Source organism: Roseomonas sp. 18066 (assembly GCF_902706185.1).
Taxonomy (GTDB): Bacteria; Pseudomonadota; Alphaproteobacteria; order Acetobacterales; family Acetobacteraceae; genus Pseudoroseomonas.
Genome location: NZ_CACSJM010000010.1, coordinates 18,508 through 33,940, shown reverse-complemented (window position 1 = coordinate 33,940; position 15,433 = coordinate 18,508). Strand labels below are relative to the sequence as shown.

General features: G+C 72.7%; 16 protein-coding genes. 6 read left to right on the top strand and 10 right to left on the bottom strand.

Annotation, left to right across the window (positions count from 1 at the left end; translation table 11 throughout):
• The first annotated feature begins 34 nt into the window (after positions 1–34).
• The gene (locus GVN67_RS03655; protein WP_235034935.1) at positions 35–826 is read left to right on the top strand and encodes a hypothetical protein; all 792 of its coding nucleotides are present in this window, start codon (positions 35–37) and stop codon (positions 824–826) included.
• A gap of 12 nt (positions 827–838) precedes the next feature.
• Here GVN67_RS03655 and GVN67_RS03650 read toward each other — a convergent pair whose 3' ends face one another.
• The 5 genes from GVN67_RS03650 to GVN67_RS03630 form a co-directional block, all read right to left on the bottom strand.
• Positions 839–1,573 carry an ABC transporter ATP-binding protein gene (locus GVN67_RS03650; RefSeq protein WP_159992915.1) on the bottom strand — a complete coding sequence of 245 codons (735 nt, stop codon included), beginning with the start codon at positions 1,571–1,573 and terminating at the stop codon, positions 839–841.
• Entirely contained in the window at positions 1,570–2,418 is an 849-nt protein-coding gene (locus GVN67_RS03645) for an ABC transporter ATP-binding protein (RefSeq protein ID WP_159992914.1), read from the bottom strand. The genes GVN67_RS03650 and GVN67_RS03645 overlap by 4 nt, the downstream gene beginning before the upstream one ends.
• Before the next feature lie 5 nt (positions 2,419–2,423).
• Positions 2,424–3,323, bottom strand: coding sequence for an ABC transporter permease (locus tag GVN67_RS03640; RefSeq protein ID WP_159992913.1), 900 nt, complete (start codon positions 3,321–3,323; stop codon positions 2,424–2,426).
• Complete coding sequence (locus GVN67_RS03635; RefSeq protein WP_159992961.1) at positions 3,323–4,372, bottom strand: ABC transporter permease; 1,050 nt, start codon at positions 4,370–4,372, stop codon at positions 3,323–3,325. The genes GVN67_RS03640 and GVN67_RS03635 overlap by 1 nt, the downstream gene beginning before the upstream one ends.
• A 125-nt stretch (positions 4,373–4,497) precedes the next feature.
• Entirely contained in the window at positions 4,498–6,093 is a 1,596-nt protein-coding gene (locus tag GVN67_RS03630; RefSeq protein ID WP_159992912.1) for an ABC transporter substrate-binding protein, read from the bottom strand.
• Positions 6,094–6,274: 181 nt separating this feature from the next.
• On the opposite strand from GVN67_RS03630, the gene GVN67_RS03625 reads away from it, so the two are divergent.
• From GVN67_RS03625 to GVN67_RS03605, 5 genes are all read left to right on the top strand, one after another.
• On the top strand, positions 6,275–7,021 hold the full coding sequence (locus GVN67_RS03625) for a phosphoribosyltransferase (RefSeq protein ID WP_235034933.1): 747 nt from the start codon (positions 6,275–6,277) through the stop codon (positions 7,019–7,021).
• 19 nt (positions 7,022–7,040) lie between these two features.
• Positions 7,041–7,415, top strand: coding sequence for a DUF423 domain-containing protein (locus GVN67_RS03620; protein WP_159992911.1), 375 nt, complete (start codon positions 7,041–7,043; stop codon positions 7,413–7,415).
• Positions 7,412–8,335 (top strand): SAM-dependent methyltransferase, encoded by a 924-nt coding sequence (locus tag GVN67_RS03615; protein WP_159992910.1) that lies wholly within the window; start codon positions 7,412–7,414, stop codon positions 8,333–8,335. Before GVN67_RS03620 ends, GVN67_RS03615 begins: the two co-directional genes overlap by 4 nt.
• Positions 8,336–8,427: 92 nt before the next feature.
• The gene (locus GVN67_RS03610) at positions 8,428–10,650 is read left to right on the top strand and encodes a mechanosensitive ion channel domain-containing protein (protein ID WP_159992909.1); all 2,223 of its coding nucleotides are present in this window, start codon (positions 8,428–8,430) and stop codon (positions 10,648–10,650) included.
• 58 nt (positions 10,651–10,708) lie between these two features.
• Positions 10,709–11,635 (top strand): YihY/virulence factor BrkB family protein, encoded by a 927-nt coding sequence (locus GVN67_RS03605; protein WP_235034932.1) that lies wholly within the window; start codon positions 10,709–10,711, stop codon positions 11,633–11,635.
• 15 nt (positions 11,636–11,650) lie between these two features.
• Here the strand turns inward: GVN67_RS03605 and mtgA are convergent, their stop codons facing one another.
• The 5 genes from mtgA to tsaE form a co-directional block, all read right to left on the bottom strand.
• Positions 11,651–12,328, bottom strand: coding sequence for a monofunctional biosynthetic peptidoglycan transglycosylase (mtgA, locus tag GVN67_RS03600; RefSeq protein WP_235034931.1), 678 nt, complete (start codon positions 12,326–12,328; stop codon positions 11,651–11,653).
• Entirely contained in the window at positions 12,328–12,939 is a 612-nt protein-coding gene (locus tag GVN67_RS29900) for a thermonuclease family protein (protein ID WP_235034930.1), read from the bottom strand. Before GVN67_RS29900 ends, mtgA begins: the two co-directional genes overlap by 1 nt.
• Positions 12,940–13,063: 124 nt before the next feature.
• On the bottom strand, positions 13,064–13,789 hold the full coding sequence (locus GVN67_RS03595) for a nucleotidyltransferase family protein (protein WP_159992907.1): 726 nt from the start codon (positions 13,787–13,789) through the stop codon (positions 13,064–13,066).
• Entirely contained in the window at positions 13,786–14,814 is a 1,029-nt protein-coding gene (locus GVN67_RS03590; protein WP_159992906.1) for an aminoglycoside phosphotransferase family protein, read from the bottom strand. The genes GVN67_RS03595 and GVN67_RS03590 overlap by 4 nt, the downstream gene beginning before the upstream one ends.
• A gap of 115 nt (positions 14,815–14,929) precedes the next feature.
• Positions 14,930–15,391 (bottom strand): tRNA (adenosine(37)-N6)-threonylcarbamoyltransferase complex ATPase subunit type 1 TsaE, encoded by a 462-nt coding sequence (gene tsaE, locus GVN67_RS03585; RefSeq protein ID WP_159992905.1) that lies wholly within the window; start codon positions 15,389–15,391, stop codon positions 14,930–14,932.
• Positions 15,392–15,433: the final 42 nt, after the last annotated feature.

Below are 15,433 nucleotides of genomic sequence, written 5' to 3'. Positions count from 1 at the left end.
GGGCGGCGTTGATGCTTAGTTTGGAAGGATGGCGATGCCTCCCCCCGCTGGTCCGTCTTCCGCCGGCTCCCCTTCGGCCAATGCCCATCCGGGCGGCGCCGCGGGCGCGCTGCGCTGCGCCGTCTGCGGCGGCGAGAGCCGGCAGCCGCCCTTCCGCCCCGGCCCGCCGGAGCAGGCGCCCGACCTGGACCTGCGTCCCGGCGAGCCGCTGCGCGGCACCATGGCCCGCTGGCTGCAGCAATGCCCGCATTGCGCCTATGCGGCGCCGGATATTGGCCGCGCCCATCCGGCGGCCGCCGACGCGGTGGCCGCGGCGCCGTTCCGCGCGCTGATCGCCGATACCAGCCACCCGCCGCTGGCCCGCCGCTTCCTGGCCTGGGCGCATGTGCTGGAGGAGACGGGCGCGCTGCATGCCGGGGCCGAGGCCACGCTGCATGCCGCCTGGGTCGCCGACGACATGAACCGGCCGGACCTGGCCATCGCCTGGCGGCGCGACGCGGTGGCGCTGTGGCGCAGCGGCCCGCCGCTGGATGCCGAGCAGACGGTGCGGGTGATCGACGCGCTGCGCCGGGCCGAGGCCTGGCGGGATGCGGCGAGCTCCGCCGAAAGCCTGGCCGCCCACCACCCGCCGGAGGCGGTGGCGCAGGTGGTGGCGCTGGAGCGGCGGCTGATCGCGGCGCAGGATGCGGGGCGGCACACCCTGGCCAGCGCGGCGCCGCCGGCGCCCCGGCCGCATGTGGCGCAGCAGCGGGTCAGCCGCGCGCCGGTGGCCAGCAAGGGCGGGCTGCTGGGCTGGGTGAGACGGCTGTTCGGGGGGCGGGGCTAAGCCCGCCGGGCCCTATCCCTCGAGCTCATGCGACAGCGCGATCAGCTCCCGCGTGTGCGGGTGCCGGGCGGTGCCGTCCCGAAGCTGCGCCTGGCTGACGATCTCGACGATCCGCCCGCCCTGCATGACGGCGAGCCGCCCGCAGAGATGCCCGATGACGGCCAGGTTGTGGGAGACCAGGATGCAGGTCAGCTGGCGGGCCTCGCGCAGGTCGGCCAGCAGGTTGAGCACTTCCGCCTGGACCGAGACGTCGAGGGCCGAGGTCGGCTCGTCCAGCAGCAGCACCGAGGGGTTGGCGATCAGGGCGCGGGCGATGGCCACCCGCTGGCGCTGCCCGCCGGAAAGCTGGTGCGGGTAGCGGAAGCGCGCCGCCCGCGGCAGGGCCACTTCCTCCAGCGCCCGGGTGATGCGGGTCTCGGCGTCGGGGATGCCGTGCACGGCCAGCGGCTCGGCCAGGATGCGGTCGACCGTCTGGCGCGGGTGGAGCGAGCCATAGGGGTCCTGGAACACCATCTGCACCGACTTGAAGAAGGCGCGGTCGCGCTTCGGGCCCAGGGTCTTGCCGTTCACCGCCAGCCCGCCATCCCAGCCGGGGACGAGCCCCGCGATGGTGCGCAGCACGGTCGACTTGCCGGAGCCGCTCTCGCCGACCAGCCCGAAGGTCTCGCCGGGGGCGACCTGGAAGGAGACCTCGTGCACCACCTGGTTGTGGCCGAAATGCACGTTGAGGTGCTGGACCTCGATCATCGCTTCGGCTCCAGCCAGGCGGGGTCGCGGTTCAGGGTCGGCAGGCGGGGCCGCGGCACCGACAGGCTGGGCATGCAGTCCAGCAACCCGCGGGTATAGGCGTGGCGCGCGCGGTGCAGGTCGCGGGCGGGCAGCTCCTCCATCACCTGGCCGGCATACATCACCACGACGCGGTCGCAGAAGCGGCTGACCAGCGGCAGGTCGTGGCTGATCAGCATCAGCCCCATGCCGCGGGCGGAGACCAGCTCCTCGATCAGCTTCAGGATCTCGGCCTGGACGGAGGCGTCCAGCGCGCTGGTCGGCTCGTCGGCGATCAGCATGTCCGGGTTGGGCGCCAGCATCATGGCGATCATGACGCGCTGGCCCATGCCGCCTGAGACCTCGTGCGGGTAGGAATCGAGCACCCGCAGCGGGTCGCGGATGCGCACCTGCTCCAGCAGCGACAGGGCGGCCTCGCGGGCCTCGCGCTTGCCGCCCTTGTTGTGCGCCAGCCAGGCCTCGGCGATCTGCCGGCCGACGGTCATCACCGGGTTCAGGCTGTATTTCGGGTCCTGCATGATCAGCCCGATGCGGCCGCCGCGCAGGCGCCGCATCTGCCGCTCGGAGGCCGCCAGCACATCGATGCCGTCGAAGCGCAGCGCCTCCGCCTGGACCCGGGCCGAGCCCGGCAGCAGCCGCATCAGCGCGCGCCCGGTGACCGACTTGCCGGAGCCGCTCTCGCCGACGATGCCCAGCTTCTCGCGGCCCAGGCTGAAAGAGATCCCGCGCACGGCCTGGGTGAAGCCGGCGGGGTTGGGGAAGTCGACCCGCAGCTTGCGGATCTCGACCAGGGGGGCCTCGGTCATGCCGCTCACCGCTGCTTCGGGTCCAGCACGTCGCGCAAGCCGTCGCCCAGCAGGTTGAAGGCCAGGGAGGCGGCGAAGATGGCCAGGCCCGGGATCACCGGCACCCACCATTGCTCCAGGATGAAGCGCCGGGCGGAGGCGATCATGGTGCCCCATTCCGGGATCGGCGGCTGCGCGCCGAGGCCGAGGAAGCCTAAGCCCGCCGCGGTCAGGATGATCGAGGACATGTCCAGCGTCACCCGCACCGTCAGCGACGGCAGGCACATCGGCGCGACATGGCGGCAGATGATCCGCCAGGGCGAGGCCCCGGTCATCTGCACCGCGGCGACATAGTCGGTGTTGCGGATGGTCAGCGTCTCGGCCCGCGCCAGCCGGGCATAGGGCGGCCAGGCGGTGAGCGCGATGGCGATGATGGCGCTCTCCACGCCGGGCTTCATGGCGGCGACGAAGGCCAGGGCCAGGATCAGCCGCGGGAAGGCCAGGAAGACGTCGGTGACGCGCATCAGCAGCTTGTCGGTGATGCCGCCGACATAGCCGGCGACGCAGCCGACGATCAGCCCGAGGGGGGCCACCAGCACGACGACGGCCACCACCATGCCGAGCGTGACGCGGCCGCCATAGAGCATGCGCGACCAGGTGTCGCGGCCGAGCTCGTCGGTGCCCATCCAATGCGCGGCCGAGGGCGGCTGCAGCCGGTCGGCCAGGCTCTGCACGCCCGGGTCATGGGTCGCCAGCAGCGGCGCGGCCAGGGCGAGCGCCAGCATCACCAGCACGATGGCCAGGCCCGCGACCGCCAGCGGGTTGCGGCGGAAGGCCAGCCACAGCTGGTAGCGCCGGCCCCAGCGCGCCTGGGCGCGGGAGGCGGGGGTGTCGGAGAGCAGCCAGGCGCGGGTGACGACGGCCATCAGGAGACCCTCGGGTCGAGCAGCCGGTACAGCAGATCGGCCAGCAGGTTCAGCGCCACATAGATCAGCCCGACCACCAGGGTGGCGCCGAGGACCGCGTTCATGTCGGCGTTCAGCAGCGAGACGGTCAGATACTGGCCGAGCCCCGGCCAGGCGAAGATGGTCTCGGTCAGCACGGCGCCTTCCAGCAGCCCGGCATAGGTCATGGTCAGCACGGTCACCAGCGGCACGGCGATGTTGCGGAAGGCATGGCCCCAGACGATGGTCACGCCCGACAGGCCCTTGGCGCGGGCGGTGGTGACGTATTCGCTCTTGAGCTCGGCCAGCATGAAGGCCCGCGTCATGCGGGCGATATAGGCCAGGCTGAAGAAGGCCAGCACGCCGGCCGGCTGCGCCAGGTGCCAGATGGCGTCGCGGAAGGCCGGGATATCGCCGGCCAGCAGCGCATCCAGCGTCAGGATGCCGCTGCGCTCGTCGACCATGCCCTCGAAATAGATGCCCTGGCGGCCGGGGCCGGGGGCGATCTCCAGCGTCGCGTAGAACAGCAGCAGCGAGATCAGCCCGAGCACGAAGACCGGCAGCGAGTGGCCGGCCAGGCAGAAGATCCGCACGCCCTGGTCGATCCAGCTGCCCTGCCGCGTCGCCGCCCAGACGCCCAGCGGAACGCCGATCAGCACCGCGACCAGGATGGCCACCGTGGCCAGCTCGAAGGTCGCCGGGAAGAAGCGGGCGATGTCCTGGGTGACCGGGTTGGAGGTCATCACCGAGCGGCCGAGGTCGCCGCTGAGGATCTGCCCCAGGTATTTCCAGAACTGGATATAGAGCGGCTGGTCGAGGCCGAGCTCCAGCCGGGTGCGCTCGACCACGTCCTGCGGCGCGCGGTCGCCGATGATGGCCAGCACCGGGTCGATCGGCACGACGCGGCCGATCAGGAAGGTGACGAGAGCCAGGCCGAACAGGGTGATGGGCACGCTGGCCAGCGTCGCCGTGAGCGCCTTCAGCCGCAGCTTCGCCGCCGAGGGGCGGACGGCTTTCGGCCTGGGGGCCAGCCCGCCGGGGGTGGTGCCCCCGGGACCCTGCGGGTCGCCCGCCGGAAGACCCGGGCGGGAGAGGCTGCTGTCGCTCACGGATGCCGGCCGGACATGCCGGCACCCTGTTCCTGCCTGGGGGTCATTTAGGCCTTGGTGATCTTAACGTAGGAGTGGCGGTCGTTCATCGGCCCCATGTCGAAGCCCTTCACCGCGGCGCGCGACACCGCGACCTCGATCTCCTGCAGCATGATGACGAAGGGCGACTGCTGCTGGTGGTCGCGCTGCAGCTCGCCATACATGGCCGAGCGCTTGGCCGAGTCGGTCTCCTTCAGCGCCGCCAGGGTGCGCGCGGAGAGCTCGGGGATCTCCCAGCTGGCGCGCCAGGCGAGCGTCCGGTTGCGGGCGTTGTCGCTGTTGTCGGTGTTGATGCTGAAGGCCTCGGCGTTGCTGTGCGGATCGAAATAATCGGACCCCCAGCGGACCATGGCGACGTCATGGGTGCGGGCGCGGGTCTTGGTGATCACCGCGCGCATCTCGCCGGGCAGCATGCGCAGCTTGATGCCGATCTCGGCCAGGTTCGCCTGGATCGCCTGGGCGATGTCGGCGTTCGGCGCGGCCGAGGCATAGTCGAAGGACAGCTCGAAGCCGCTGGCGAGGCCAGCCTTGGCCAGCAGCGCCTTGGCTTCCGCCACGTTGCGCTTGAAGGGGTGCTCGGTCAGCGCGCCGGGCAGGCCGGCGGGCAGGAAGGACTGGTGCACCGCATAGGTGGTCGGCACGATCGCCTTCTGGATGCCCTCGTAGTCGAGCGCCAGCTTGATCGCCTGGCGGACTTCCAGCTTCGCCAGGTTCGGGTTCTTCTGGTTCAGCGACAGGTACATCAGGCTGGCCTTGCGGGCCGACTGCACCGTGTAGGCCGGGTTGCCTTCCAGCTGCTTGATCTGGTCGGCGCCCAGGTTCCGGGCGATGTCATAGTCGCCCTTGGTCAGGCCGAGCAGCTGCGCGGAAGGGTCGGCGATGTGGCGCAGGATGACGCGCTTCACCACCGGCGGCGCGCTGGTATGCGGGTTCGCCTCCAGCACGACGCTCTCGCTGGCGCGCCACTGGCGGATGACATAGCTGCCCGAGCCCGCCGAATTGGTCTTCAGCCAGGCATTGCCCAGGTCGTCACCCTGCACGTGCGCCATGACGACGGCCTTCTCCACCACCGAGCCGACCGCGGCCGAGAGGCAGTAGAGCAGGAAGGACGGCGCCGTCGGCTCGGCCGTGGTCAGCACCAGGGTGCGGGCGTCGGTGGCGCGGATGCGCTCGGCCGCATTGTCCTTGGTGAAGCCGAACTGGTTGATGATGAAGGCCGGCGCCTTGTTCAGCGTGACCGCGCGGGTCAGCGAGAAGGCGACGTCCTCGGCCGTCACTGCCTTGCCGGAGGCGAATTTCGGCCCGTCCTTCAGCGTGAAGGTGAAGGTCTTGCCGTCGGCGCCGGCCTCCCACTTCTCCGCCAGTTCGCCCTGGATGCTGCCGGGGTCGGAATTCGGGGTGGTCACCAGCTTCTGGTAGACATTCCCCGCCAGCTCGGAGGCCGTGTATTCGAAGGCCTCGTGCGGATCGACGGTGATGATGTCGTCGATCTGCTTGGCGAAGACCAGCACGCCCGGCGGCGTCTGCGCCATCGCGGGCGAGAGCGTGGCGGGCAAGGCGGCAGCCGCGGCCGAGGCCAGCAGCAACGAACGGCGGGTGAGCATGGTGGGTGAACCTCCTGCGAGCGTCGATTCCTTAGCGCGCTCCGGGGGGGCGGCGCCACGGGGCGTTGCGGCTCGGCCCCGTCATTCGCAGGCTTCCCCCCGCCGGCATGGCGGTTTGCTGCAAATTTTCAGCCTGGGCGGGGTGGGCTGGCGGCCCGACATGACGGGCCCGACAGGTGGCATGCGCGTTTCCCTCTGGTGCCAGGGCCACGCCCATGGCATCCGCGCCGCCATGAGCGACGCCTTCTGGCAGGATTTCGCCGACCCGGACCCGGTCCCGGCGGCCGGCTACCACGACCGCTACCCGGCGCCGATGCCGGATGGGCGGCGGCTGGTGCTGCCGCTGCGCGACTATGGCGCCGTGGCGGTGACCGGCTTCATCGCCAACCAGGCCAGCTTCGCGGTGGTCCGCGCCATGACCGGCTGGATGGCCGGGGCCGCCCGCCGCTTCGGCGCCGAGGTGGTGGTGGGGCTGCCGACCTTGGGCCATGTCTTCGGCGGCCCGGTGGCCGAGGCGCTGGGCCATACCAACTGGGTGGCGCCGGGCTATTCGCGCAAGAAATGGTATGACGCGGCGCTGTCGGTGCCGACCTCCTCCTCCACCGCGCCGGATGCGCGGCGGATGTGGCTGGACCCCCGGCTGCTGCCGCGGCTGGCCGGCCGCCGGGTGCTGCTGGTCGACGACGTGATCAGCACCGGCAGCTCGGCGCTGGCGGGGCTGGGGCTGCTGCGTCTGGCGGGGGTGGAGCCGGTCGGGCTTTGCGTGGCCCTCGCCCAGGGCGATCGCTGGCAGCCGGACTGGCGGCCGGAGGTGCCGGTGGCCGCTGGCTTCTGCACGCCGCTGTTCCTGCGCGGGCCGGACGGGTGGCGGCCGGATTTCTCGACGCTGCCGCGCGGCGTCTCGGGACCAGGATTCCCGGGGCCTTGATGATGAGGGGTTTGTGCTGATGTCGCGTCTCTGGCTGGTGCTGGGTTGCCTCGCGGGGCTGCTGGCGGTGGGGCTCTCCGCCTGGTCGGCGCATGGGCTGGAGGCCGGCGCCGCGGCCCGCGTCGCCAGCGCGCTGACCATGCAGGGTTGGCACGCGCTGGCGCTGCTGGCCGTCGGCCTCCTCGCCGAGCGCCGCCCCGGCTGGGCCATCCCGGCCGCCGGCACCTGTTTCACCCTGGGCATGCTGGGTTTCTGCGGCGCCCTTTGGGTTGGCGCGCTGACCGGCGGTCCCGCGCCGCTGGCGCCGCTGGGCGGCACGCTGCTGATGCTGGGCTGGCTGATGCTGGGCGTCGCCGTGCTGCAGCGGCCGCAGGCGGCCAGAGACGCCGCATGATCCGCAGCGCCTATCTGACGCATGAGGGCTTCCACCCCGAGGTGGAGGAGGAGCTGCGCCGCAAGGGCGTCGCCATTTCCCGCTGGCACGGCCCGCTGGCGCTGAGCGAGCAGCCGCCGGTCGACTGCGCCTGGGCGCTCGACGTCTGGACCGATCCGCGCGAGATCGCGGTGCCCTCGATCAAGGGCGCCGCCTCGGCGCTGCGCGCCATCCAGCGCAACTGGTCGCTGGAGCCGGTGCTGCACCACCGCCGCGCTGCCCTGATCGCCGGGAACCTGCCGCCGCTGAAGCCGAAGGCGCTGAGCTTCCCGGAGGTGCCGCCGGCCGGCCATCTGGGCGGCTGGACGCTGCTGGCGCCCGACCTGATGCTGGCCAGCCCGACCAAGACCAGCCCCTTCGTCAACGGCGCCATCCGCTTCGCCGAGGACCGCGAGGGCCCGCCCAGCCGCGCCTATCTGAAGCTGTGGGAGGCGCTGACCCGCATCGGCCGCTGGCCCGGACCGGGCGAGACCAGCCTCGACCTCGGCGCCGCGCCGGGCGGCTGGACCTGGGCGCTGGCCCAGCTGGGTGGCCAGGTGATCGCGGTGGACAAGGCGCAGATGGACCCGGCGGTCGCCGCCCTGCCGAATGTCGCCATCCGCACCGAAAGCGCCTTCGGCATGGCGCCGGAGCAGCAGCCGGTGGTCGACTGGCTGTTCAGCGACATCATTTGCTATCCCGCCCGCCTGCTCGGGCTGGTCGAGCGCTGGATGGCCGCCGGCCGGGCGCGGAACTACGTCTGCACCCTGAAGTTCCAGGGCGAGACCGACCATGACACCGCGGAAAAATTCGCCGCCATCCCGGGGGCGAAGGTCTTCCACGGGGCGCATAACAAGCACGAGCTGATGTTCTGCCTGCTCGACGCCCCGGTGCGCGACTGACCGGCCTCCCGCCCCTGTGAGGGGGCGGGGATTGGACCGGTACGGCGCGCGCCCTTAGGCTCCGGCGCTCCATGTGGAGTGACCCCCGCCCGATGCGTCTTTTCCTCCTTGCCCTGCTCGGCCTCTGGCTGGGCACCGCCTCCCTGCAGGCCCAATCCCCGCCCGCCGCGCCCGCCGGCGCCGGCAGGCCGAGTCAGGCCTCGCTGGACGAGCTGGTGCGGGTGCTGGAGGACGATGCCAGCCGCCGCGTCCTGATCGAGCGGCTGAAGGCGGGGCCGGCCGCGCCGGGCGCCGCCGCGCGCCAGGGCGCGACGCTGCCCGCCACCGCCGAGCCCACCTTCGCCCGCCAGCTGGCCGAGTACAGCCAGACGGTGGCCGAGCAGGCGGCGGCCATGCTGAAGCATCTGGGCGCGCTCTTCGCCGGGCTGGGCCAGGTGCTGAACCGGGCCGACGCGGCGGATGACGGGGTGTTCTGGGGCGCCATGCTGTCGATGGCGCTGATGGTCGGCGTGGTGATCGCGGCCTTCGCCGTGCTGCGGCTGCTGACCGCGCCGCTGCTGGCCATGCTGGACCGCCGCGCGGCCCGGGCCGGCGCCGGGCTGGGGGCGGTAGCGCTGCGCGTCGCGCTGATCCCGGCGGCGCTGGTGATCGAGGTCGCGGCCGTGGTGCTGGCCTGGGCGGGGGGGTATTTCTTCGCCCTCAGCTATGGCCAGACCGGCGCCATCGCGGTGCACCAGACGCTGATCCTCAACGCCTTCCTGGCGGTCGAGGGCGGCAAGGCGGTGGTGCGCGCGCTGCTGATGCCGCGCCAGCCGGCGCTGCGGCCGCTGCCGCTGGGCGATGACGGGGCGCGGGCCTGGTCCTTCTGGCTCAGCCGCGGCGCCTCGATCATCGGCTACACCATGATGCTGCTGGCGCCGCTGCTGAACAGCTTCGCCTCGGCCGCCGCCGCCCAGTCGCTGCGGCTGCTGGCCATGCTGCTGACCCTGCTGCTGGGCATCCTCGCCGTGCTGCGCCACCGCCGCTCGGGCCGCGCCTGGGTCGAGGCGCGGCGCGACCGCCGCGGCCTGCGCGCCATGGGCCAGGCCTGGACCGCGCTCGGCCATGTCTGGCACCTGCTGGCCATCCTCTACATGGTGGCGCTGTTCCTGGCCTGGGTGGCCAATCCGCGCGAGGCGCTGTTCTTCATGCTGCGCGCCACCGCCCAGTCGCTGGCGGTGATCGCGGCCGCCACGCTGGTGCTGCACCTGATGCGCCGGGCGCTCGCCCGCGGCATCGCCGTGCCGGAGACCCTCACCGAGCGGCTGCCGCTGCTGGAGCGCCGGCTGAACACCATGATCCCGGCGATCCTGAAGGTGCTGCGCGTCGCCGTGCTGGTCGCCGTGGCGCTCGGGCTGCTCTGGGCCTGGAAGCTGTTCGACCTGCCGCGCTGGCTGTCGACCGCCGGCGGCGGCCGCTTCGCCGGCGCCATCGTCTCGGCCGGGCTGATCCTGCTGGCCGGCATGGTCATGCACCTGGCGATGTCGAGCTGGGTGGAATACCGCCTGAACCCCAATTACGGCACGGTGCCGACGCCGCGCGAGCGGACCCTGCTGGCGCTGTTCCGCAATGCCGCGACCATCGCCCTGGTGGTGATGGTGGCGATGCTGGCGCTGTCGGAGATCGGGGTGAATATCGGGCCGCTGCTGGCCGGCGCCGGCGTCGTCGGCCTCGCCATCGGCTTCGGCGCGCAGAAGCTGGTGCAGGACATCATCACCGGCGTCTTCATCCAGCTGGAGAACGCGCTGAACGAGGGCGACGTGGTCGCCGCCGGCGGCGTCTCCGGCGTGGTCGAGCGGCTGACCATCCGCTCGCTGTCGATCCGCGACAGCAGCGGCACGCTGCACCTGATCCCCTTCAGCTCGGTCACCACGGTGGCCAACATGATGAAGGACTTCGGCTTCCACGTGGCTGATATCGCCGTCTCCTACCGCGAGAGCATCCCCGCGGTGAAGGAAGCGCTGCAGGAGGCCTTCGCCCGGCTGCAGCAGACCGACCACGGCGCCAATATCATCGGTGACCTCGACATGCAGGGCATCACCAGCTTCGGTGAATCGGCGATCATGATGCGGGTGCGGATCAAGACCCAGGCCGGCAAGCACTGGGGGGCGGGGCGCGCCTATAGCGAGATCGTCAAGCTGGTCTTCGAGGAGCGCGGCATCGAGATGCCCTATCCGCACCGCACCGTCACCTGGGGCGGCGAGGAGGGCAAGGCGCTGCCGCCGCGGCCGGCCGCGCTGCTGCCGCCGGCCCGGCCGGAGCCCGCCGCCGACTGAGCCGCAACCACGGCCGCCACCGCCGCGTTGCCGGTCGGCAGCGGGGCGGAGCGGGCCGATGATGGGCAGGGCATGGTGGCTGGTCCGGCAGAGCGTCCTCGGCTTCATCGAGGACGACGCGCTGAGCCGTGGCGCCGCCATCGCCTTCTACACCGTCACCTCGCTGGCGCCGGTGCTGCTGATCGCCATCGCCATCGCCGGCACGGTCTTCGGCGAGGAGGCCGCCCGCGGCGCCATCGTCGGCCAGCTCGGCGGGCTGATGGGGCCGGCGGGGGCGGAGGTGGTGCAGGGCATCATCCTCAGCGCCTCCAACCCGACCTCCGGCCTGCTGGCCAGCGCCTTCGGCCTGGTCACGCTGCTGCTGACCGCCAGCGGCGTCTTCGGCGAGATCCAGTCCAGCCTGAACCTGATCTGGCGGGTCGAGGCCTCGGGCGACACCGTCTCCCGCCTGCTGCGGGCGCGCGCCGCCAGCCTCGGCCTGGTGGCGACGCTGGGGTTTTTGCTGCTGGTCTCGCTGGTGGTCAGCGCGGCGCTGACGGCCCTGGGCGCCATGCTGGACGGCCACCTGCCGGCGCTGGCGCTGATCGTGCGGGTGGCCAATGCGGTGATCTCCTTCGCCCTGGTCGCCCTGCTTTTCGCCGCCATCTACAAGATCCTGCCGGACCGCCGGCTGGAATGGCGCGACGTGATCGTCGGCGCCATCGCCACCACCCTGCTGTTCAACCTGGGCAAGCTGCTGATCGGCCTGTATCTGGGCAGCAGCGCCATCGGCAGCACCTATGGCGCCGCCGGCTCGGCGGTGATCGTGCTGCTGTGGATCTACTACTCCGCGCAGATCTTCCTGCTGGGCGCGGAATTCACCAAGGCCTGGGCGATGCAGCGCGACGCCCGCGCCTGGTCGCGCCACCTGGCCGCCACCGCCGAGCCCGAGCCCGAGCCGCCGCCGGAACGGCCGCCGATCGGGCTGCCGCCGGCGACGGGGTGAGGGGCCTTCCCTTGGCTACCGGGCGCAGCCGAGCAGCGGCCCGAGCTGCCCGACCCGCCGCTGTACGGTGGCCGCCCGGCCGCGCAGATAGCCAGACGGGTTGGCGGCCGACCATTCCAGCGGCGCCGGCAGCACCACGGCCAGCTGCGCCGCCTGGGCCGGGGTCAGCCTTTCCGCCGGGCGGTCGAAGAAAGCCTGGGCGGCGGCCTCGGCGCCGTAGAGGCCGGGGCCGAATTCGACGCTGTTCAGATAGACTTCCAGGATGCGCCGCTTCGGCCAGAGCAGCGCCACCTGCGGCGTCAGCCAGGCCTCGACCAGCTTCCGCACCGGGTCGCGCCCCGGCCACAGGAACAGGTTCTTCGCCGTCTGCATGGTGATGGTGCTGGCGCCGCGCGGCCGGTCGCCGTCCAGCGCCGCGTCGATCTGCCCCTGCAGCGCCGCGAAGTCGAAGCCGAAGCTCTGCTCGCAGAAGGAATTATCCTCGGCGGCGATCACCGCCTGGGCCAGGCTCGGTGCGATGCGGTCATAGGCGACCCAGTCATGCGCGATGCCATGCCCCTGCACGGCGCGGATCAGCATCAGCGGCGTCAGCGGCACGGGCACGAAGCGGAACACCAGCAGCAACAGCGGCGGCGCCAGCAGCAGCACCGCCAACAGCCGCAGGATCCGCTGACGCCAGCGCCCGCCCGGCATCAGCGGCGGCCGCAGGCATTGGCCCGGTCGCGATGCGACCAGGGATAGGTGAAGCGGCCGCCCCAGGCGCCGGCATTGTCGGACTTCGCCGCCGCCTCGTCGCGGGCGTAGCGGCCGTCGGAATAGCGCGGGCAGTCGAAGGCCAGGCCCGAGCGCACCATCGCCGCATTCAGGTCCATCGCGCCGCCACGACCGGGCACGGTGCAGGTGGCGACGGTGCGGCCATGCGTCAGGCTGCCATCCGGGGTGCAGGTGACCGCGCGGCTGCCGATCAGCCCGGCGAGCTCGGCCCGCGCCGCGGCGCCGCAGGCGAAGCGGCCGCCGCCGGCGCGGCTGCATTGCTGGTCATGCTCGAAGGCGTCGATGCCCTGCATCCGCACCCGGATGCCGGCGACGTCGAGGGTGTCGCCATCGATCACCCGCGGCTGGCCGGAGAAAGGCTCACGCGGGGTGGCGGCGCGCTCGGCGCGCGGCGGCGGGCCGAAGATCTCCCGCCCCAGCCGCCTCCATTGCGCGTCGGTCAGGCCGAAGGCGCCGATCCCGCCCAGCAGCGCCACCAGCAGGATGCCCCAGGCCCGCAGCGAGCCGGGGAAGGAAGACCGCCGGCTCACCAGCGGCCCGGAGGAAAGGTGTCAGGCATGGCCTCGCCCTATCGGCAGCGCCCGGCGATGGGAAGGGGCAGGGAGGCGCCCGGTCCGGACCGGCGCCGTCGCTGATGCAGAGGTGATCGCCGCCTCAGAACAGCGCCCGCACCAGCCCGGTGGCCAGCGCGTTCTCCGCCTTCCGCAGGTCGACCGGCCGCGAGAGGTGGAACCAGGCCCCGTCATGCACCAGGCCGAAGAGGCGCTCTTCCTCGATGGCGCGCTCCCAGAGCTGCATGGTGCCGAAGGGCCCTTCCGGCGCCTCGCGGAACAGCCGCGGCGAGACGATCTGGACGCCGGCATAGACGTAGGGAGAGATCTCCCGCTCCTTCGGGCGGCGCAGGCGGCCGAGCGGGTCCATCATGAAGTCGCCGCGGCCGACCTCGCCCTCGACCACGGCCGAGCGGACCAGCAGCAGCAGCGCGTCCATCTTCTCTGGGTCGAAGGCGGCGGCCAGGCGCAGGATGGCCTGGCTCGGCCCGTCCAGCCAGAAGGCGTCGCCATTGACCACCAGGAAGGGGTCCTCGCCCAGATGCGGCAGGGCGTCGCGCACGCCGCCGCCGGTCTCCTGGATGGTGTCCTCGCGCAGCACCGTGGGGGGCGTGGCGCGGGCGGCGCAGGCCTGCTCCACCTGCTCGGCGAACCAATGGGCGTTGACCACGACGCGGCCGATGCCGGCGGCCTCGATGCGGTCCAGCGCGTGGTCCAGCAGGCTGCGCCCGGCCAGCTTCAGCAGCGGCTTGGGCGTGGCTTCGGTCAGCGGCCGCATCCGGGTGCCGAGGCCGGCGGCCAGCACCATGGCAGAGTTCAGGGTGATCACGCGGCAGGATCCTTGGCGGGATTTTGGCGCAGCACGGCGGGCACATGCGCGTCGAGGAAGCGGGCGAGCGGGGCGGCGGCGGGATGCCGCAGGGCCGTGGCCAGCAGGGCCCAGCAGCGCGGCCCGTGCTGCAGGTAATGCGGCTTGCCGTCGCGGCGGTCGAGGCGGACCCAGAGGCAGGCCACCCGCAGGTGGCGCTGCGCCGCCATGGCCGCCCGGGCGGCCGCGAAGTCTTCGATATTCAGCCCGGGGCGGGCGGCGAGATAGGCTGCCGTCGCCGCCGCCCGGACCTCGGGCGCCACATCGCGGCGGGCGTCTTCCAGCAGGCTGACCAGGTCATAGGCCGGGTGGCCGAGGCCGGCATCCTGGAAATCGATGATGCCGGTGCGGCGCGGGCCGGCGCGGTCTTCCAGCCGGATCAGGTTGGCCGGGAAATAGTCGCGGTGGACAAAGCCGCCGGCGCCGGCGAAGGGCGCCAGCATCGCGGTCATCGCCGCCTCGAACGCGGCGCGGATCGCGGCCGGGGCGGGCGCGCCGAAGGCCGCCGGCCACCACCAGTCCAGGAAGGTGGCGCCGGCCGTCGCCGTCATCCGCCCGACTTCCCACAGCGGCAGGCCCGGGGGCGGCGGCGCGGCGTGCAGCGCGGCCAGGGCCTCGGCCGCCTCGACATAGAGCGGGGCCGGGTCGGCGCCGGCGTCGAGCAGCGCCGCATGGGTGTCCGGGCCCAGATCCTCGACCAGGGCCAGCCCCTCGGGCGCGGCCTCGGCCAGCACCGCCGGCGCCGACAGGCCGGTCGCCGCCAGATGGTCAGCGATGCGCAGGAAGGGCAGAAGATCCTCTTCCGGGGTCAGCCCGGCCTGGTTCGCGCCGGTGCAATCCATCAGCAGCGCCGGGCGCGGCCCGCCGGCCAGGCGGGTGTAGCGGCGGTGGCCGGCATCCTGCGGCAGCGCGGCGCGCCGGGCATCGGCATAGCCATGCGCGGCCAGGAAGGTCTCGGCGGAGGGGGGGATGCCAGGCGGGGTCATGCTGCGGGCAGGTGGTGACGCGTCCGGCGCCGCTTGCCAAGCACCGAATCCAGCGGGCCCCCCTGCAGCCCCGGCCGCGGTGGCCGCCGGGCCACAGCCCGGGTCTTGAGCGGGATCACAGCCCCGCCAGGGCCGGCAGGCGAGAATCCCAGCCGCGCAGCACGGCGTGCCGGGCCTCGCCCCCGGCATCGGGCTGCAAGGAAAGATGCAGCGCGTCCTCCGGCGCCAGCCAGCCCAGCCGGTCGGGCCATTCGACCAGGACGATGCCGTCGCGGCTTTCCTCCCAGCCGAGCTCTTCCAGCTCCTCCGGCCCCGACAGGCGATAGAGGTCGTAATGGAAGGCGGGGCCCTGCGGCAGCGCGTAGCCCTGGACCAGGGTGAAGCTGGGGGAGGGCACCTCCAGCTCGGGGTCGCCCGCCGCGGCGCGCAGGAAGGCGCGGCAGAAGGCCGACTTGCCGGCGCCCAGCGGGCCTTCCAGCAGCAGCGCGTCGCCCGGGCGGGCCAGCGCCGCGGCGCGGGCGGCCAGCCGCTCGGTCGCGGCCAGGTCGGGAAGCAGCAGGTGCAGCGTGTCGGGCATGGTGGGCGGCAATCTGCCCGCGCCCAGGGGGCGCCACAAGCG